The 20,029-nt window shown below is 33.3% G+C and carries 22 protein-coding genes; 20 read left to right on the top strand and 2 right to left on the bottom strand.

Annotated features, from left to right (window positions below; genetic code table 11):
* Window positions 1–194 precede the first annotated feature (194 nt).
* The 18 genes from tgtA (at window position 195) to K8N75_RS13150 (ending at window position 16,098) form a co-directional block, all read left to right on the top strand.
* A complete protein-coding gene (gene tgtA, locus K8N75_RS13065) occupies window positions 195–2,201 on the top strand; it encodes a tRNA guanosine(15) transglycosylase TgtA (RefSeq protein WP_420830728.1) in 2,007 nt (668 codons plus the stop codon).
* Window positions 2,201–2,554 (top strand): nascent polypeptide-associated complex protein, encoded by a 354-nt coding sequence (locus K8N75_RS13070; protein ID WP_048190876.1) that lies wholly within the window; start codon window positions 2,201–2,203, stop codon window positions 2,552–2,554. Before tgtA ends, K8N75_RS13070 begins: the two co-directional genes overlap by 1 nt.
* Complete coding sequence (locus tag K8N75_RS13075; RefSeq protein ID WP_223792494.1) at window positions 2,555–3,307, top strand: metallophosphoesterase family protein; 753 nt, start codon at window positions 2,555–2,557, stop codon at window positions 3,305–3,307.
* Window positions 3,308–4,336 carry an NYN domain-containing protein gene (locus tag K8N75_RS13080; RefSeq protein ID WP_223792495.1) on the top strand — a complete coding sequence of 343 codons (1,029 nt, stop codon included), beginning with the start codon at window positions 3,308–3,310 and terminating at the stop codon, window positions 4,334–4,336.
* Complete coding sequence (locus K8N75_RS13085; protein ID WP_223792496.1) at window positions 4,337–5,545, top strand: hypothetical protein; 1,209 nt, start codon at window positions 4,337–4,339, stop codon at window positions 5,543–5,545.
* Window positions 5,546–5,599: 54 nt separating this feature from the next.
* On the top strand, window positions 5,600–5,914 hold the full coding sequence (locus K8N75_RS13090) for a hypothetical protein (RefSeq protein WP_223792497.1): 315 nt from the start codon (window positions 5,600–5,602) through the stop codon (window positions 5,912–5,914).
* 121 nt (window positions 5,915–6,035) lie between these two features.
* The gene (gene argJ / locus K8N75_RS13095) at window positions 6,036–7,232 is read left to right on the top strand and encodes a bifunctional ornithine acetyltransferase/N-acetylglutamate synthase (protein WP_223792498.1); all 1,197 of its coding nucleotides are present in this window, start codon (window positions 6,036–6,038) and stop codon (window positions 7,230–7,232) included.
* 141 nt (window positions 7,233–7,373) lie between these two features.
* The gene (gene argB / locus K8N75_RS13100) at window positions 7,374–8,255 is read left to right on the top strand and encodes an acetylglutamate kinase (RefSeq protein WP_223792499.1); all 882 of its coding nucleotides are present in this window, start codon (window positions 7,374–7,376) and stop codon (window positions 8,253–8,255) included.
* Window positions 8,256–8,540: 285 nt separating this feature from the next.
* On the top strand, window positions 8,541–9,260 hold the full coding sequence (locus K8N75_RS13105; protein ID WP_223792500.1) for a DUF4012 domain-containing protein: 720 nt from the start codon (window positions 8,541–8,543) through the stop codon (window positions 9,258–9,260).
* Window positions 9,261–9,877: 617 nt separating this feature from the next.
* Window positions 9,878–10,888 (top strand): N-acetyl-gamma-glutamyl-phosphate reductase, encoded by a 1,011-nt coding sequence (argC, locus tag K8N75_RS13110; RefSeq protein WP_223792501.1) that lies wholly within the window; start codon window positions 9,878–9,880, stop codon window positions 10,886–10,888.
* A gap of 213 nt (window positions 10,889–11,101) precedes the next feature.
* Window positions 11,102–11,596: a flavodoxin family protein gene (locus K8N75_RS13115; RefSeq protein ID WP_223792502.1), complete on the top strand. Its 495-nt coding sequence runs from the start codon at window positions 11,102–11,104 to the stop codon at window positions 11,594–11,596.
* A 31-nt stretch (window positions 11,597–11,627) separates the two neighbouring features.
* A complete protein-coding gene (locus tag K8N75_RS13120; protein ID WP_223792503.1) occupies window positions 11,628–12,473 on the top strand; it encodes a protein translocase subunit SecF in 846 nt (281 codons plus the stop codon).
* Window positions 12,470–13,777 carry a preprotein translocase subunit SecD gene (locus K8N75_RS13125; protein ID WP_223792504.1) on the top strand — a complete coding sequence of 436 codons (1,308 nt, stop codon included), beginning with the start codon at window positions 12,470–12,472 and terminating at the stop codon, window positions 13,775–13,777. The genes K8N75_RS13120 and K8N75_RS13125 overlap by 4 nt, the downstream gene beginning before the upstream one ends.
* Window positions 13,778–13,978: 201 nt before the next feature.
* Window positions 13,979–14,479: an RNA-guided endonuclease TnpB family protein gene (locus tag K8N75_RS13130; protein ID WP_223792534.1), complete on the top strand. Its 501-nt coding sequence runs from the start codon at window positions 13,979–13,981 to the stop codon at window positions 14,477–14,479.
* Window positions 14,464–14,778: an RNA-guided endonuclease InsQ/TnpB family protein gene (locus tag K8N75_RS13135; protein ID WP_223792535.1), complete on the top strand. Its 315-nt coding sequence runs from the start codon at window positions 14,464–14,466 to the stop codon at window positions 14,776–14,778. The genes K8N75_RS13130 and K8N75_RS13135 overlap by 16 nt, the downstream gene beginning before the upstream one ends.
* Complete coding sequence (locus tag K8N75_RS14320; RefSeq protein ID WP_223792536.1) at window positions 14,771–15,046, top strand: zinc ribbon domain-containing protein; 276 nt, start codon at window positions 14,771–14,773, stop codon at window positions 15,044–15,046. Before K8N75_RS13135 ends, K8N75_RS14320 begins: the two co-directional genes overlap by 8 nt.
* 129 nt (window positions 15,047–15,175) lie before the next feature.
* Window positions 15,176–15,643, top strand: a complete 468-nt coding sequence (pyrI, locus tag K8N75_RS13145) for an aspartate carbamoyltransferase regulatory subunit (RefSeq protein ID WP_048190888.1) — start codon at window positions 15,176–15,178, stop codon at window positions 15,641–15,643.
* Window positions 15,644–15,699: 56 nt separating this feature from the next.
* Window positions 15,700–16,098, top strand: coding sequence for a secondary thiamine-phosphate synthase enzyme YjbQ (locus K8N75_RS13150; RefSeq protein ID WP_048190889.1), 399 nt, complete (start codon window positions 15,700–15,702; stop codon window positions 16,096–16,098).
* A gap of 50 nt (window positions 16,099–16,148) precedes the next feature.
* Here the strand turns inward: K8N75_RS13150 and pheT are convergent, their stop codons facing one another.
* Both pheT and K8N75_RS13160 read right to left on the bottom strand, forming a co-directional pair.
* Window positions 16,149–17,831: a phenylalanine--tRNA ligase subunit beta gene (gene pheT / locus K8N75_RS13155; protein ID WP_223792505.1), complete on the bottom strand. Its 1,683-nt coding sequence runs from the start codon at window positions 17,829–17,831 to the stop codon at window positions 16,149–16,151.
* Between the two features lie 117 nt (window positions 17,832–17,948).
* Window positions 17,949–18,338, bottom strand: coding sequence for a hypothetical protein (locus K8N75_RS13160; protein ID WP_223792506.1), 390 nt, complete (start codon window positions 18,336–18,338; stop codon window positions 17,949–17,951).
* Window positions 18,339–18,421: 83 nt separating this feature from the next.
* Between K8N75_RS13160 and K8N75_RS13165 the strand changes: the two genes are divergently transcribed.
* Window positions 18,422–19,537, top strand: coding sequence for a tyrosine-type recombinase/integrase (locus K8N75_RS13165; protein ID WP_223792507.1), 1,116 nt, complete (start codon window positions 18,422–18,424; stop codon window positions 19,535–19,537).
* Between the two features lie 264 nt (window positions 19,538–19,801).
* Entirely contained in the window at window positions 19,802–20,008 is a 207-nt protein-coding gene (locus K8N75_RS13170) for a hypothetical protein (protein WP_223792508.1), read from the top strand.
* Window positions 20,009–20,029 lie beyond the last annotated feature (21 nt).

Below are 20,029 nucleotides of genomic sequence, written 5' to 3' on the forward strand. Positions count from 1 at the left end.
GTAGTAAATTTGAAATAATGGATTAAAAAAATAGAATTTTACAATTAAAACAGGAAGAGATTTATTAGAATGATTCGCCTGTTATTTAACTGTTTAAATACTATTTATCATAATATATTACCAATGAAATTTTATATTTATATTCAAAAAAAGGTGAAAGAATTTTGAACTTCGAAATAAAAAATAAAGATGCAATGGGAAGGATTGGAATACTCACAACACCCCATGGAAAGATTAGAACACCTGCACTCATGCCTGTTGTACATCCTGGAAAACAAACCATTGATGTAAAGGAATATGGAGCAGAAATTGTAATCACCAATGCATATATAATGTATAAAAATGAAGATCTTAGAGCCAAAGTGCTAGAAGAAGGTGTTCATGAACTCATAGACTTCCCAGGACCCATTGTAACTGATTCAGGATCATTCCAACTTTCAGAGTATGGTGATATTGATGTTAATAATCAGGAAATAATAGAGTTTCAAGCATTGATTGGAACAGATATTGGGACTTCACTTGATATACCAACACCACCATTTGTTAAAAGAGAAAGAGCAGAAAAAGAACTCGAAATTACAATTGAAAGGGCAATAGAATCACTTGAAGTGCGAGGTGATCTAATGCTCAACTCTGTTGTTCAAGGTTCAACCTTTGCTGATCTAAGATCCAAGTGTGCTGAAACAATTGGAGCCATGGGATTTGATGTTTATCCCATAGGTGCTGTTGTTCCATTGATGGAATCTTACAGATATTCAGAACTTGTTGATGTTGTTATGGCTTCTGTTAAAAATCTTCCAGATTCAAAACCAAGACATCTAATGGGTGCTGGTCATCCAATGGTCTTTGCACTTGCTGTTAGTATGGGATGCGATCTATTTGATTCGGCAGCTTACATACTGTATGCACAGGATGATAGGTTAATGATGCCAACAGGAACATTTAAACTTGCAAATCTTGTTGAAATGCCATGTTCATGTCCAGTGTGTATCAATTACACTCCTGAAGATTTGAGGAGTATGAAAAAGAATGATCGAATGAAATTAATTGCAGAGCATAATTTGCATATAAGCTTTGCAGAGATACGTAAAATTAAACAGTCCATTGTTGATGGAACTTTGATGGAACTGGTTGAGCAGAGGTGTAGAGTCCATCCTTACCTGCTTGATGCTTTAAGAAATCTTAAAAAGTACACATCGTTGATTGAGGAGTATGATCCATCTAGTAAAAATTCGGCATTTTTTTATTCGGGTCCGGAATCCCTTGCAAGAGCGGAAATTCAAAGACATCTGTCAAGGATCGATAGACTTCCCAAAAAAAAGAATCTTCTACTACTTCCAAGGAGTAGGAAACCCTACTCTAAACATATCCGAAATGATTTGGGCAAATTTTACACCAAACATATCCAAGGGGACAGTATAGTTGATCCTGATGAGCTTTTCAATGATCTTCAAGTCGCAGTTGTGGATGTGCCATTTGCTGTGATACCGCTTGAAATCGATGAGGTTTATCCGCTTGCACAGAATGAAGCCCCTATAATAACCGATGAAGACTCTAAGAAGTTTATTAAAGAAGAACTGGAAAAGTATATGAATGGTTTTGATAATGTTGTTATCAGTTCAAAGATTCTAGATCGATTTGATATGTACACTATTGAACTTGAACCGGGAAGGGATTTATCTGAAAACCCTGTTAGAGTATACAGTCTCGAAGAATATGAATTAGATTCATTTAAAATAGATCTGGATGATAGGGAAAAAATTAATTGTATTGCAGATTACCAGTTTGGAGCTGGATCTGGAAAAGCTCTATTCCCTGGTGAAGTTAAAATAGTTAAAAGTCGGAAAACAGGTAAAATAAGACATATATATGAAGAGGATGTTCTAATAGCAACTTTAAGAGCTACTGATAGTGTTTTTGTGCTGGACAGGGATGGTGCAAGAAGACTTCATTCCCATATTGATTATCCTGAAAAAAGGGTTGTTGTGAATGCTGATGCCGACCCATTTGCAAGAGAAGGAAAAAGTATATTTGCTAAATTCGTTATAGATTGTGATATAAATATAAGAACTAATGATGAAGTTTTGATCGTTAATGAAAAGGATGAATTACTTGCCTTTGGTAAGTCAATTTTATGCGGTCATGAAATAATGGATTTCAACACAGGACAAGCTGTTAAGACAAGGAAAGGAGGAATTTAATGTTACCTGGCGCAGGAATGAACCCTAAACAATTAAAGCAAATGCAAAGAGCAATGAAACAGATGGGCATGGATCAAAAGGATATAAAGGGAGTTACAGAGGTTGTCATTAAATTTAAAAATAAAGAAATCATTATAAACAGTCCTAAAGTGAACTTAATGGATTTTATGGGACAACAAACCTACCAGATAACTGGTAAGATAACCGAACAGAAAATAGAATCTGAATTAATTATCCCTGATGATGATATTGATCTTGTAAGTACTCAAACTGGAGTATCAAAGGAAAAGGCTCTTGAAACTTTGAAAGAAACACAGGGAGATCTGGCGGAGGCCATATTGAGGTTAAGTTAAATGCCTTTTATTGCACATATATCAGATTTACACGTTGGATCCTTCAACTTCAAGGAAGAGCTCATTATAAATGCAATTGATGAGCTCAACAACATCCATCCCGATGTGACCATAATTACCGGAGACATAACAGAAAATGGATACTACCTTGAATTTCAGGAAGTAATCAGATACCTGGATCAAATAAAATCCCCAATAATTGTAGTGCCAGGAAACCATGATGCACGACATGTAGGGAATGAATCCTTTGAAGTAATAATAAAAAAAAGATACGGAACATTAAAAGACAAAAAACATGGTTTAAAAGTAATCGGATTAGATAGTAGCGAACCCGACCTTGATTATGGTAGAGTAGGTAGATCCCAGCAAAATTTTATGGAAAAAGAACTGAAAAAAGCAGATGAAGAAAATCTTTACAAGATCATAGCGCTCCATCATCACATAATTCCAGTGCCAAAAACTGGTCGGGAAAGAAATGTATTAAGTGATGCTGGAGATATACTATTATCACTTATGAAAGGAAGAGCTGATTTAGTTCTTTCGGGACATAAACATATGCCACATGTTTGGATGATGGAAAATTCAGCCTTTATAACTGCCGGAACTGTGTCATCACTCAAGTTAAGAGGAAAAACACTTTCCTCCTTCAACACTATAAATATAGAAGAGGAGTTCATTGAAATAATCTTGAACCGTGCAGATGGAACACATAAATGTCTTGCAAAATATGAAAACACTTGTTTAGGTGATTAATTGAAAGTTATTATAGATGCATCAAATGTAGCACACTTTGGAAAGGATAAGGAAGGGAAAAAACCAAGTTTAGAAAACCTTCTAAAGGCTGTGGAAGCCCTTGATAAATTAGGTTATGAACCATTTCCAATAGCAGATGCATCCCTGAGGCATGAGATAGATGAAAAAGATAAGTTCAATGATCTCCTTGATGAAGGTAATGTACATCAGGTTCCATCAGGAACAAATGCAGATCATTTCATACTCAAAATGGCAGATGAAGAGGATACAAAAATACTTTCAAATGATAATTTCAGGGAGTTCCACGATGAATTTCATGATATTAACAACAGAAGAATTCCATTCAACTTCATTGATGGTAATATATCAATTGGATCATCATCAAAGCCAAAAAAGGTAAAGAATATACTCCAAAAGATATGCACCCAAATGCTTAATGACTTCGAGAAAAAGGGTCTGGATTCTTATAAACTGAAAAAAAATAAGAAGTTAAGTGGAATTGCAGTTGCAAAAGAAGCTATAGATAGAATATCAAAAACCAATGAAGATGGTTTTGATTCTAAAATTGAAGGTATTTTCTTGAAAATTCCTCTCTTTGATAAAGTAATGGGAATGGTTGAAGATGCAGAAAAAACGAGTGACTTTATAATATTCGTGCTTGTAAGTCCAAGAGATTATAAGGACGCTGTAAAAAATGCAGGAAATATTGCGGTAACAGTGGGTGACAGGTTAAAACTTGATCATGCACCCTTGGTTGCTGTTCGAAATGATCTCTTTACTAAACCAGGATCATTTGAACTCAACATTATCTATTCGGATGAAATACTTGAAGAATCTCCCTACAATGTTAATATAACCATAAACGACCATGATTACTCCTTTGTAAAGAAAAATTCGAGAAATATTGCAAGTACAGTTGCAGCAAGGCTTGGAACATGGAAATTCCCTATAGTATCTGTTAAGCCCAGTATGCTAATGGAAAAACCAGGACACTTTGACATAACATTAGAGAAGGGAGGAGAAAAGTAAATGGTTATGGATTACATTTCACGAGCCATATTTGGTTTTTTAATTAAAAACAAAGTTTTAAGCATTGGAACCAAGTATTATCCAACGAACGATATGGAACGGGAATACGTTGCAATGATAAATTATACCCGTACAATGCTCCTTGAAATCGAAACGGCCCATATAACCACGCAGAATATTTTTAATAATGTTCTAAGCGAAGTAGGGGTAGGAAATATCCCTGAAAACAGGAAATTTCTTGAAATAGAACCTGCAGAAAATAAGGTTAATGAATATGCTCTTTTGAGCAATATAATCATGGGTAGCGATAGATACCTATATGTTGAGGTATTTAAAAGCGATAGAAAAATAATAGATGAATTTGTTGACCATATAAAGAAAGAAAATGGTCTTATTGTTGAGAGAAGCTCAACAGAAATAGTATCAAAATTATTATCAAAAAATGATGCAATAAGGGTAGGAATAGAATTAATATCCATTGGAATGGACAAAGAAATGGATGTAAGGGTTGCAGTTGGAATGACCGGTGCTGCTGCAATTGAAAGATCAATAAATTTAAATAAGCAAATTGGAGAAACATCCGGAGTTGGATTCACCAAATTAGGAGGAGAATTTGCAATAGTGTTCTCATCCAAAATGGGAGATCTTGAGGGTTCACCAGCTATTTACGATAACTATGTATTCATAGATGCAATAGATTCAACCAAATTCATTGATGAAAATGGAAGAGATAAACTGGTTGAAATAATGAATGAAGTGAAAGCATACATAGAAAAGGACTGTGAAGGTAAAATTGAAGGTTACAGAGAAGGCGGAGACGATTTGATCGCCAATTTACCAACAAAAAATGCAGCGCTTCGTGCAGGTATGGACAGTGCCTGGCATGCTTTAAATAATGGAGTAAGATTAAGAGTTGGAATTGGTAAAAGTAGAAGAGAAGCGGGTGAAAGAGCTCAAATGGCCGACAGTATCAAAATATGGAATAATAATCCTGTAATGGTCTTTGATCTGGCTGATGGAATTTATTCGTATTACATACCATCAGAATTCACAAGAACAGTGCTTGACTTTTTACTAGAAAAAAAGTCAAAAATTATAATCATATTCATATTTGTGTTTATAGCAACACTAATTGGATGGAATGTTGGACAGCCATTATTCGGTATAGTAGCAATTGTACTTGCAATTATTTATGCTCTAACAGCTTAGAAAACATGAAAATGATTATAAATTTTATTAAAATTTCATATTTAAGGTGATTAGATGAAACAGGAAACCCAAGGAAAAATATTTGTTGGAATGATAATTTCGGTACTTGCATTTGGATTTGCAACTGGAACCGGAATTTTCATAGGTGCAAATCCACTGAACAGTATCGGTGTATTGAACCTAACAAATCAGGGGGAATTCCCAACTATATACACCACACCAAATAATGTTGGCACAACAAACAAAGCCAACACAACACAGATAACACCAACTACAACAACTACAACAACAGAAACACCAACAACACATCAAAACAGTTCAGAAACACCAACAAAACCCGTAACTAACAATACGGGTAATACAACTTGAATAGAATATATTTTTATCTGCCTAAAAAAAAGATAATTTATAAAATTTCACAATAAATTCTATATTCAGACTTAATTTTTTTTTAGGATTTATTTCTAGTCAAAAATTCATGGAGAATAATATGAAAACTATAGAAGGCGGGATTTGTGCAGTTGAAGGAGTACTTGCATCAGGTTCATGTGAAAATGAGTACGGTGTTGCAGTTATTGTTTGTGAAGACAGCAACGCTTCTGCAGTTTTTACCTCAAATAAAGTTGTTGCAGCTCCAGTTATAATAACAAAGGAAGCCATTGAAAATGGTAAATTATCGGCAATTGTTGCAAACAGCGGAAATGCCAACTGCTTCACAGGAGAAAAAGGCATGGATAATGGAAGATCCATGGCTTCTAAAGTTGGCAAAAAGTTGGATTTTAAAGTCAATGATGTTGCTGTTTCATCAACTGGAGTTATTGGAAGAGAACTTCCAATGAATATAATTAACTGTCTTATTGATAATGCATTAGAAGGACTTGAAAATTCGCCCAAAGCTTCAACTAATGCCGCTGAAGCTATAATGACCACAGATACCTTTTCAAAGGAATTTTCAGTTGAAACTAAACTTAAAAATGGTGAAAAAGTTAGAATTGGCGGTATAACTAAAGGATCAGGTATGATTGCACCTAATATGGGAACAATGCTTGCATTCATAACAACTGATATTGATGCAACATCACAGGAACTTGAAAAGGCATTAAAAAAAGCTGTTGATGCAACTTTTAACATGGTTGTAGTTGATGGTGATGAAAGTACTAATGATACAGTTGTGATAATGGCCAATGGAAGATCAAAGGCCAATATTGATGAGAACTTCCAAGAAGCACTTGAATATGTTTGTTCACAACTAACAAGGATGCTTGCAAAGGATGGTGAAGGTGCAACCAAATTCATGGAAGTTGAAGTAAATGAAGCATCCACAACTAAAGATGCAAGAAATGCTGCAAAAGCAGTTGTATCATCTTCACTGGTAAAAACAGCGCTTTTTGGAGCGGATCCAAATTGGGGAAGAATTGTTGCAGCTGTAGGTTATTCTGGTGTTGAAATGGATGAAAGGATTATCAGTGTATCACTAGCATCCAATCAAAATAATGTTAAGATTGTTGACCAAGGAGTAGTAAATGCATTTGAAGGAACCAAAGAACTTGAAGATGCAGAAAATATTATGAAAGAAAAGGATATAAGAATAATAATCGATCTGGGGCTTGGAAATAGTACAGCAACTGCATTTGGTTGTGATCTAAGCTACGATTATGTACGAATAAATGCAGAGTACACAACCTAAAACTTTTAATTTAAAATACAAAAAAAAGGTTATGGAAAATAACTTTCTATTTTTGGATTAAACATCTAATAATAAAAAACTTATTATTTAAAAATAGAATAACTAATAATAAAATCCTTTACAAGTATTTGAGGAGAGCAAATGGAAACTGTCAACATTTTAATTGAAGCTTTACCCTATATAAAGAAATTTCACAAGAAGAAAATTATGATAAAGTATGGTGGACATGCTATGATAGATTCTGAAGCAATGAGTTCCACTGCACGTGATACTGTGTTATTGAAGTATGTTGGTATGAAACCAATGGTTGTTCATGGAGGAGGTCCCGAAATCTCAAGGTCCATGAATAAACTGGGTAAAGAGCCTAAATTCATTGGAGGACTCAGGATAACCGATCAAGAAACAATGGATATTGTTAAAATGGTTCTTGTTGGAAAAATAAATACAGATATTGTATCCCAAGTTTGTTTACACGGTGGTAAAGGTGTTGGAATTTCAGGTAAAGACAATCATCTCATCAAAGCCCGGAAAAGAGCACCACAAATAATTGTTGATAATACAACAGGCGAAGAAAAAACAATTGATCTGGGGCTTGTAGGGGAAATAGAAAATGTTAACCCTGAGATAGTTGAAATGCTAACCAGCAACGAGTACATACCAATAATATCTCCAATAGGTGTTGACGACAGCTCAAATACTTTAAACTTGAATGCAGATACTGTTGCAGGAGATATTGCAGCAGAAGTAGACGCTGAAAAACTCATAATCCTAACAGATGTGCCTGGAATACTTGAAGATCCTAAGGATCCTGAAACTCTCATTAAAAAAGTGAATATAGACGAAATAAAAGAGTTAATTGACAAAGGAATTGTAACCGATGGAATGATTCCTAAAGTTGAAACCTGTATAAATGCTATTGACAACGGGGTTAAATCAACCCATATTATAGATGGAAGAATCAAACACTCTGTACTTCTTGAAATATTCACAAAAAAAGGTATAGGAACAATGATCACACGTTAAATTGTTTCTAATAAACTATATTAAAAAAAATTTATTTTATTTTAAATTTTTTTTATAGAATATTCTAATTTTTTTTAAATTATTATAAACACATAGATATTTAACAAAAAACTTGAATTATACATATGTTAGTAATTATAAAAATAATTATTAAAGATTATTTTGAACAATTCTTTACGAAAATATATATACAAAAAATTCAAATTAAGTAGAATAGAAATCAATTTTAATAGAATTGCAGAAAATAGATATATTTTATATGTTTATATAATTTAGGTGGAAATAATGAGAAGAATAGTAAAAATATTATTAATAATTATATTGATATTACTAGCTGCAGTGGCTGCTTTTGTAATATATCAATATGAACAACCCGCATCTTCCAATATAATGAAGGGAGATCATAACATCTTATTATTGACAGCGGATCCAACTGAGAAAAGACCAGGGATAGGGGCTGTTGATATGGCATTTGCAATCCATGTAACAAATGGAAGTGTGACCAATATGACACCTATATACCCTGGAGGTATGCAACACCCAACAGCAATGGAACCTGCTGCCGCAAATGCAGGTAATATTCATTTACTTCTACACGATTCACTGTGGGATGCAGACACACAGAAAGATTCTGTGTTAGCACAACAAATTGTAGAGTATAATACAGGAATAAAAACCGATGCAGTGGTAATTGTAACACCCGACGCTGTTCAAGCCATACTAAATTCTGTTGGGCCAATAAACGTGCCTGGTTACACTGGTAATGGAACCAACGCTGCTGTTGAGTTCATAAGGAATATGACAGAAGAGAAAAACAGTACCATGGATAGAGGTCCTGCAGTAGAACTCCTAATGAAACCTGTACTTAATGGAGTAAAGGATCCTACTAAAGCACCAGCATTGTTCCAGACAGTATTAGACCAGTACTCTAAAGGAAATATTGTTGTCATACCAAGCAGTTTAATGACACAATTTGCAATATCTAAAGGTTTAAAAATGTTATAAAAAGATAATTAGGGTTTATTCCCTAATTACTAAATATTTTTTTTTAAATTTAATATGGGTTGGAAATTAAATTGAAATAATTGATAATAATGGATATAACTTATTTAAAAGTTTATTTTAATTAGAAATGCTGTTTTAAGAGACATTATAATAATGGTGAATGGTAAATACACTAGTGTAAATAACAGTACATACCAGTGTATATACAGATTTTTCACAAAATTATACCGCCTCCGTGTCCAAATCTGTCAATTAGACTATATTTTGGACAATTAATTGATCAATACAATAATGTATATAAAATTTTTGATTTAATTTTCTAAAAACTAATATTTAACAGATAATTCTTCCATTAAAACCCTATCCATTTACATTAGGTCCAATTTATAAATAATATTAAAAAATATTTTATTATTATATCATTAAAAACTATATTACTATTAACATCACATATATTTTTAAATTTATAAATTATTAACCATATAATTAGATATACTCAATATTATAATATTTAAAGAAAATTTATACCATAATATGTCCTAAAAAAAAGTTTTGAACTTTCATAAATAAGGTAATTTTTTAACAGAATGATGAACAAGAAGAGCAATGGTGAGAAAATGATCAAAGTAGGCATAATAGGTGCAAGCGGTTACACAGGTGGAGAACTTCTAAGATTTCTTAAAAATCATCCTGAAATAGATATTGTAGCTGCCACAAGCAGACAGTTTAAAGGAGAGTCCATACACAAGGTGCACCCCCACTTAAGGGACTTTGAAATGAAATTTGAAGATATTAAACCCGATGAAATCGATGCAGATCTGGTTTTCACCGCAACACCACACGGAGCTTCAATGAAAATAGTTCCTGAACTTGTTAAAAATGGTATGAAAGTTATAGATCTTAGTGGAGATTACAGGTTTGATAATATAGGAACATATGAAAAATGGTATGGATATAAACACAGCCATCCCCTTAATGCAGTTTATGGTCTACCTGAAATTAATCGTGAACTTATAAAAGATGCAGATCTTGTTGCAAATCCAGGATGTTACCCTACAGGAGCCATACTGGCCTGTTTGCCAATTGTGTCAGAAAATATTGTTGATACAATTGTTATAGATTCTAAATCTGGTGTGAGTGGTGCAGGTGTTAAGCCTAGCGAATCATCACATTACCCCAACTGCAGCGATAGTATTTCTCCCTACGCTGTAACAACACATCGTCATGGTCCAGAAATAATGGAAAAACTTAGTAAATTTGGAAGTGCAAGAGTGTCTTTCACACCACACCTTGTACCAGTAATCAGAGGCATAATGACAACAGTACACAGCTTCATAACAGAAGATGTGAGTCCAGAATATGTAAGGGAACTCTACAGTGAATTCTACGCTGAAGAGCCATTTGTAAGGGTCCTTGATCAGGGCGAAGTTCCAAGATTGAGTTCTGTACGCGGTTCCAATTTCTGCCATATAGGATGTTTTGATATTGATGATAATGGTAGGTTGGTTGTTGCATCTTCTATTGACAATCTTGTTAAGGGTGCATCAGGACAGGCAGTTCATAACATGAATCTGATGTTTGGATTTAAAGAAACAGAATCAATTGACATGGTTGGTCTTCATCCATAAAGTTATTGTAGTATCGTTAAATAATTTATAAGAGATGAAGATTTAATTAAAATTTAATTCTTTTTAAAAAATTTTTTTATGGGTAATAGGATAGTAATTATTTATGAAAAAAATTAATTTATAAGATATTAAATAAAATAATAATTTAGTATAAAATTTTAAATCAATGACTTTACATTAGAATATGAAAATTTATCTTAAATGAGGTGTCCCATGAAAACTGTAATTTTATATTACTCTCGCACCCGGAAAACTGCTCATGTTGCTAAAACATTGGCAGATGAAATTCAGGCAGATACAAAGGAAGTTATGGATCTTAAGGATAGAATGGGAGTAGTAAACTATCTTGGCTCATCTATTGATGCCCTAAGAGAAAATAAAACTATAATTAAACCGGATACATTTGATCTTAGCGAGTATGGTCTGGTCTATATTGGTACACCTACATGGGCAGCAAAACCTGCTCCTGCCATAATAACCATGATTGACAAGTGCAATTTAAAAGGTAAAGATATAATCCTGTTTTCTACCATGGGAAGTAGCGGAGGATCAAAAGCCATAGAAAGAATGAGGGAAAAGGTAGAAGCTAGAGGTGGAAGATTGGTAAATTCCTTCTCAATTAAAACTGGTGGAAAAAAAATTGAAGATATTAATAATGAGACCAAAAAGATCTCTGAAGAAAAGGATCTTAAAATATATGGAATTTAAAATATTTGAATAAATTATTTCTGGTGATTCAATGTCAATGACAGACAAAATATTAGACTCTTATAAGCCTTTAATTATAATCCCTGTGATTATAACTCTTATTGCGCTTGCACTTTTTGCAACAAATGGGTTACAACAGGGAATAGATCTGAAAGGAGGATCTGTAGCAGTTTTACAGCTACAGCAACCTGTGACAACCGATCAGATGACCAATATAGTTCAAAATGCAACGGGGGTTCAAGGTATAACTGTTACATCATCAAGTGCAAATCAGATGACACTTGAAATTCCTGGTCAAGCAGCAGATGTGGTAACACTTTCTAATGCTATAGCCGGAACTGCCACCATACAAAGCTTTGAATCGGTTGGACCTCTTTTAAGTTCAAAAGCCTTGTCTCAAGTTTATTTTGCACTTGCGTTTGCATTTCTGTTCATGTCCATAACAGTTTTTATTATATTCCGAAATCTGGTGCCTTCGCTTGCTGTAATAGCTGCTGCATTATGTGATATAATAATCGCAGTAGGTGGAATGTCGCTATTTGGAATTCCGCTTTCAGTTGCAACTGTTGGTGCACTTTTAATGCTCATAGGATACAGTGTTGATACAGATATACTTCTGACAACTAGAGTATTAAAAAGAAGGGAAGGTTCCATAAATGAAAGAGCATTAGATGCCATGAAAACTGGTTTCACAATGGCTGCAGCAGCCATAGGATCAATGGTGGCACTGTACCTTTCAGTGAGATTCTTAATGCCTTACGCTCAGATACTTGAACAAATTGCAGCTGTACTCATAATTGGATTGATTGCAGATGTTCTTGCAACGTGGCTCATGAACCTTGGAATTCTTAGATGGTACATGGAGGGTCGCAGATGAACTTCAAAGAATTTATCAAAGATTGGAGGGTTATCCTTCTAATTGTTCTTGTTGTTGGAAGTATTGGAGCAATATCCACCTATGGAATTTCACAGGGCCTTGATCTAAGGGGAGGATCTACAATTCAGATTCACCTTGCCGAACCAGTTGATGCATCCACCATGAGTACTGTTACAGCTGTACTTGATAAGCGTTTGAATGCATTCGGTGTAACGGATGTTACTGTACGTGCAAGTGGAAATCAGGACGTTATTGTTCAAATAGCAGGAGTAAAACCGGAAGATGTTGCAAATATTGTTGGAACTCCTGGTAAATTTGAAGCTAAAATAGATAATCAAACAGTACTGGTAGGGTCTGACATTACAACTGTTAAACCATATACAGTAACTGGAAATAATTGGGAAGTACCATTTACTGTAAGCAGTGCAGGAGCAAATAAATTTGCCCAAATTGCCCAAGGAAAAGCAGGAACACCTGTTGACATGTATCTGGATGGTAATTTGATTTCATCCCCTGCTGTGGGAGCTGACCTGGCTAACGGTGTTCCATCAACAGATGTACAGGTAAGTGGAACAAATCAAACAAAAACTGCTGCTGAGCAGGAAGCAAAATCACTTCAGGTTGTTCTACAATCAGGTGCACTTCCCGTAAGTGTTTCAATTGTTGGAGTCAATGCTGTATCTGCAGAACTTGGAAGCCAATTTAAAAATGGTGCACTCATTGCTGGTATTCTGGCGCTCCTAGTTATTGCTGTGATTGTCTTTATAAGGTATCGAACCCCTGTATTAGTAATTCCGATTATTATCACCAGTTTAGCCGAGCTTGTACTCATTCTTGGTGTTGCTTCGGTGATACATTGGACAATTGATCTACCGGCAATAGCGGGTATTCTGGCGGCCATAGGAACTGGTGTTGACGATCAGATAATAATAACCGATGAAGTATTGAAGAAAGGTGTTGCAACTAAAAGAACAGCAACAGCACTTAAATTCAAAATTAACAATGCATTCTTCATTATATTTGCTTCAGCAGCTACTTTAATAGCAGCTATGTTACCTTTAGCATATGTTGGAATAACAAGGGGAGTCACTGGAATAGGTGTTCTATCAGGTTTTGCATTTACAACCATTATAGGTATTTTGATAGGAATCTTCTTAACAAGACCTGTATATGCTAAGTTCATAGAACTACTACTTGGAAAGGATAGAAAAGAAGAAAAAGCAACTGTTCGAGATACAAGAACAAGTAAACCTTCCAAGAAAGGGAAAAAGAAAAAAGGTAAAAAGGGTAGAAAAAAAACCTGAATATTATTATCTAATTTCTTTTTTATTCTCTTATTTTAACCTTTTTTTAATTAAAATTCCATTATTAATTTCTTTTTTTAATTTTTCTTTCGAAATGTTTTTATCCTAATGTTGGAGAATACCCCATCTGTGAGGGTGGGGATGAATTCAACCACAACATGTTAATAATAATTTAATAATAAATAATATTATGTTAAGAGCATTAAATATCGAATGTATCCGACTAAAAACCAAGAAGAAATTGTTAACAAACATTTTGGAGCATGTCGATACGTGTATAATTGGGGATTAGAATATAAAATCCGAACATATAATGAAACAGGTAAATCAATATCCCGTTTCGCGCTTAACAAAGAAATAACATTACTCAAACAAAGTGAAATATGGCTCAAAGAAATTAACAGTCAATCATTACAAGGAACTACACTCAACCTTGATAATGCATTCACAATGTTTTATAGAGAGAAAAAAGGATTCCCACATTTTAAATCAAAGAAAAATAGAGTACAATCATTCAATGTACCACAAAATTATAAAGTTGATTTCAATAACAATGAAATATACCTTCCTAAAATAGGATGGGTAAAAACAAAATTACATAGACAATTCAAAGGTAAAACGCAAACAGCAACAATCACCATGACAAATACTGGTAAATATTATATCAGTATTCTAATTGATGATAAATACCTGAAAAGGTAAAATTCAATCAGAAAACCACCGTAGGATTAGATATGGGTTTAACCCATTTTTTAATTACAAGTAAAGGTGTTAAGGTTAATAATTCACGACCACTTAAACAACAGCTGAAACGACTTAAACGTGAACAACGGAAGTTATCACGTAAAAAACGAGGCAGTAATAATCGTAATAAACAACGTTTAAAGATTAGTAAGATTCATGAACGAATTATGAATATTCGTGAAGATTTCCAGCATAAACTTAGTAAATTTATTGTATGTGAGAACCAAGCAATAGCAATAGAGAAACTGAATATTTAAAACTGAATGGTATGGTAAAACATTAATCCAAATAGGACAATTTGAACCATCAACTAAAATATGCAACCATTGCGGATACCCTAACAGTAATTTAAAATTACATCATCGTGAATGGATTTGCCCTGATTGTGGGAGTATTCATGATCGTGATGTTAATGCAGCAGTTAATATACGTGATTTTGCACTGGATAAACAAAATCTCTCCAGTACCGTAGGAACTACGGGATTTAAAGCTTCTTTGAGAAAACCACAAAAGTGGATTCAATGATAGAAGAAACCCCTTCCGAAAGGGAGGGGTAGTTCACACTATTTAGGTAAATCTTATATTGAATAAAATGAATATCATCTATTAATTATTTTGTAGTTCTAGAATCTAAAATTTAATAAAAGGGAAAAAATGAAAGCTCCTAGGGAACTGAAGGTTAAACCAATCAGAAACGGAACAGTTATAGATCATATAACTGCAAATAAAGCTTTAAATGTCCTTAAAATATTAGGATTACCCAGTAAAGAAGCTGCTGTTACAATTGCAATGAATGTAAAGTCTTCGGAGATGGGTACCAAGGATATTGTAAAGGTAGAAGGAAGAGAACTTGAATCGCGTGAAGTGGATAAAATTGCCTTAATTGCACCCAAAGCCACCATAAACATTGTCCGAGAATATGAAATTATTGAAAAGGGTAAGGTCACACTTTTAAATCATGTTAATGGAATTCTTATATGCCCCAACCCCAACTGCATAACCAACACAAATGAACCAGTTAAAAGCAAATTCAATATAATTGACACAGGACCTCTAATGCTAAGATGCTATTACTGTGAACGTATCATGAACAACCAAGATATAGAAGAACAATTTAAATAAATATTAAAAATTGCAAAAAATTTTTTCAAACTTAAAATTAAAAAAAGGTTAAATAAATGTTAAAGGATGTATTTGAATTAAAGACCCATAATAGAATGGAACTTATAAATATTACAACTGAAGTTAATTTTATTATAGAAAAAAGCAGTATTAAAACGGGTTTAGTAAACATCTACAGTAAACATTCAACTTCTGGAATTGTTGTCAATGAAGATGAACCAGGACTCTTGAAAGATTTCCAAAAAGCCCTTGAAACTTTAGTACCTTCAAATCAGAATTACAAACATGATATAATAGATAACAATGCAGATTCACATATAAGATCATTTCTAATTGGTAACAGTGAAACAATCCCTTTGAACAATGGAAAACTAGATCTTGGAACCTGGCAGAGTATATTTTTTGTTGAACTAGATGGGCCAAGAACAAGAAAGGTTACTGTCACCATCGTTTGAGTTTCTATTTATGATTTTAAATAAAAAAAAAGTTTAGAAATATTAATTATTTAACCTTTAAATTCAACTTCAAAGGCAATAACAGGATATTCAAGATCAAAGTTGGTTATAACTTCTGGGTCAATTTCACCGAAAAATCCCTCAACAGATCCTTTTTTCACATTAATATTCCCATCTACGTCTTCATATTCTCCTATAATAGCTGCACATCGCCCTTTTATAAATGATGGGTGATCTATTGATTCAATCTTCATTTTCAATCCAATATTTGATATAAAAGAATCGGTTATTGATTTTATTTCTGTGAAGTTGGCATTTGAATGTGTAACTAGACAGGCAAGTTTTTTAATGATCCTAGTACCTGTTTCTGAGTTTGTATCAAGGTAAGCCACATCTCCCACTTCAAATATTCTCTGTGGAAGTTCTTCATGTGTGTTGTCTTCTAAAAATTCCATCAAACCATTAATAAGATTTTTTCTTATCATTGTACGATCTTGAGATATTGGCTGTGCAACGATTACATGTTCATCCTCTGGTAACCTCATGTTTGTGTAGTGTTGATCTTCGCTTGTAAGCATCAGACTCATAACTTCATAAAAACCCATACCTATCATTATGTCCCTAACCCTGTTTTCGAAGATTTTACCAGTATCAGGATATGCAATAGTTGCAATTTCAGGAAGTTCGGGTTGGATCTTACGGATACAGTAACCTATTGCAATATTCTCAATTATATCAACTTCGTGTAAAATATCAATTCTATAGGCAGGTATAGTAACAGCTATTTTATCATCTGCTTCTGATTCTGCTCCTAATCTCACACGTTTAAGCATATCAACTACATCTGGTGCTGTAAGTTCAACTCCCAGGATTTTTTGAGCATTTCCAAGGTCTACATACATCTTTTTAGGGGTTAAGTTAGGAGTTTCTACTGTTCTGTCTTTGTAGACAATATCCATTGTTTTTATGTTACCTCCAGATTCAGCAAAGGAACAAGCAATTATATTAAGTGCAAAGTTCACAGCCCTTTCATCAGTACCAGTTACATCAATTAAAACATTTTTAGTATCTTCACTTAATTTTGTAAGTTCTCCATTAATTATTGGCGGCATTGAAAGTATATTATTATCTGAATCTATTATTAATGGATATTTATCGAATTTATCCAGTAGATGAGCATATTTTTTCCCTTTCTTATGATGTTCTAAAATATCATTTAGATTCTTTTTTTCAGTTGTTTCGAGTGCAATAAAGGAATATTCATCGGGTTTAGCTGCTTTATATGTAAATGGTGGTTTAACAACATCCAAATTGTGGATTCCAATTGCAACCTTTTTTCTGTCACGACCTAAAACCCAGTGAAGATCTTCCTGAAAATCCATGAGCCCCTTAAGACTGTTTTCATCTATTGAAATTCCTTCAACTATACAGCAAGAGGTGTATGGTCTAATATTAATGAGTTCAGGATCAACCATCATCTTATAACCCGATTTTGACATAGAATATTCTGGTAGTCCTTCTTCTATTCCTAAAAATCCCTTGACTGTTCGAACAATTCCTTCGACACTGTAATAATCTGGTCTGTTTGGGAAAAACTCTACCTTTATCATTTCATCATCATAATGCTCAATATCGCTCCCAATCATTGGAAGCATATCAATTAATTCTTCCTTTGTAATTTTTTGACCTAAAACCTGGTTAAAATATTCGTAGCTGAAGTTTATAACTGGCATATTATTCAAATCCTAATCTTCAAATCCATAAATTTTTTTTATAAATCCCAAATAATGTATCTAACTTTTTTTTGATAAATCTGTTTTCAAATGGAATCTGACCTAGTCCAAATATTTTTAGGTTGGAACTCCCGCTGCGAAAACAAGGATAAAGAATATTGATTCTATTGTAAAGTGCAAACATCTGTGGCCCAATGGGTTCAATTCAATTCCGGAATACTCATGATACATATCTACTGTCATATGTATAAGTGCTGCCAGTATACCAATTTCTAACGCTACTACACCCAGTCCTGCTGCTAGGAAAACCAGAGATAAGACCACAAAGTGGAATAATGCTTCCAATCCTTCATGTACAATCCATAATCTGATGTTTGAAGCAACACTTTCCTTGATAACACCTGCAAGGAGAATGTAGAAATCTGCAAATAGTCCCCACATTATCCTGCTATGTATTTCATCACTAACTGCAAGAAAAACTGCTATGTAGAACCAAAGTATTTCCAATTAAAAAACCATCCTTTTACCTTTTTATTAATTCTCAACTGCTATGTAAATGATAATATACTACATTTATAAAACTATACTTTATGGATATTAAATCTGATCGACATTTCCAGGACTTAATAATATCACGAAACTTAAGAAAATCTAGCATTAAAGAATATGCTAAAAGCTTAAATCAATATTGTGTGTTCATAAATAAAAACCCTACGGAATTAATTGAAGAAGCTGAAAATCAAGAAGACCAACAAATCCGTATGAAAAATCGAAATATTAAAAGATACATTTTGGACTATTATAAATATCTCAAAGATAGAAATCTACGATATAACACAATAAAAAAGCAATTAGCAGTCATAAAAACATTTTATCATGAATATGATATTGAAACTCCCAGGTTCAAATTAGTTGAAGATGAAATTCCTGAAACAGTTTACAGTACAGATCTTCCAGGACATGATGAAATCAAAAAAATATTGAATAATTGTAATAAAAAATATCAAGCAATCATATCTACCATGGCATCTTCAGGTATGGGTCGTGCTGAAATCCAACACCTAAAAATTAAAGACTTCTTTTCTGCTATAAATTATAGTGGTAATGTAGAGGAACTAAACTCAATATTGGATACTAAAGATATCAACCATGTAGCATCATGGAAGGTGTTCAGAATCAAGACGAATATGCCATATGTTACTTTTTCTAGCCCTGAGAGCATCAAATTAATAGTTGAATATCTATTGGCATCTGAAAGAAGAAATATGAAAATTGAAGATCCATTATTTACAAGTATTGGAACAAGGGCATTGACAAATCCTGCATTTGAAGGAATGTTTACCACTATAAATCGTAGATGTGGATTTGGGAAAACAGGATATCATCACTATTTTAGTAGTCATAAACTCCGAAAGTTCTTTGCTACAACATTAACTATACATCAAGTTCCTAAAATTTATGTAGACTGGATGTTAGGCCATAAAATAAATAGAGTAGATGATAGTTATTTTAAAATTGATATTGAAGCCTTAAAAAATGAATATATCAGAATATTACCCTATCTGATGTTCAGGGAAAAGGTTGAAGTTCATAGAATGGAAAGTGAAGATTATAAAGAACTCCAAACTTTACGTTCAGATATGAGTTCTGTTAAACAATTCATGAAAGATAAAGGCTGGATGGAAGAATATAAGACTAAATTATAAGGATTATTATTTTTTTTTATTTCTCAAATGCTCTTTAGTTAATGATATGGTATATAAGAATAGATTTATTTTGTAAACTTGCAATTTTTGTATGTAACATACAAAACATTTAATACTTCAAAAGGAAACCTACCTATATAACAGTTCGATGTTATTAGGGCACGATTATTATTGTGCAAGTTTGTATTAAAATGGAAGGTAGGAGTTCAGTCGCGAAACATTCCTCCTACCAACCGACAACAAAACCGTCAGGAGTTGCTGCAATTGAGAAGTATCAACGCTATTATAGATAAATCTATTGATCAAATACATACAAGAAATAACCTTAAAGAACTTGAATTTGAATTTCAAGATAAAAAACATGAATTTTTACTTATACAAGATAAACCAACAAGTTCAAAATATAAACAGTTGTTAAATGAACTTGAAGAAAATATAAGTAAAAGAGAAGCATTAATTCTTAAGGGCTGATCCAAGATGGGATTAGTCCAA

Origin of the sequence: Methanobacterium spitsbergense (assembly GCF_019931065.1) — an archaeon.
Taxonomy (GTDB): domain Archaea; phylum Methanobacteriota; class Methanobacteria; order Methanobacteriales; family Methanobacteriaceae; genus Methanobacterium_B; species Methanobacterium_B spitsbergense.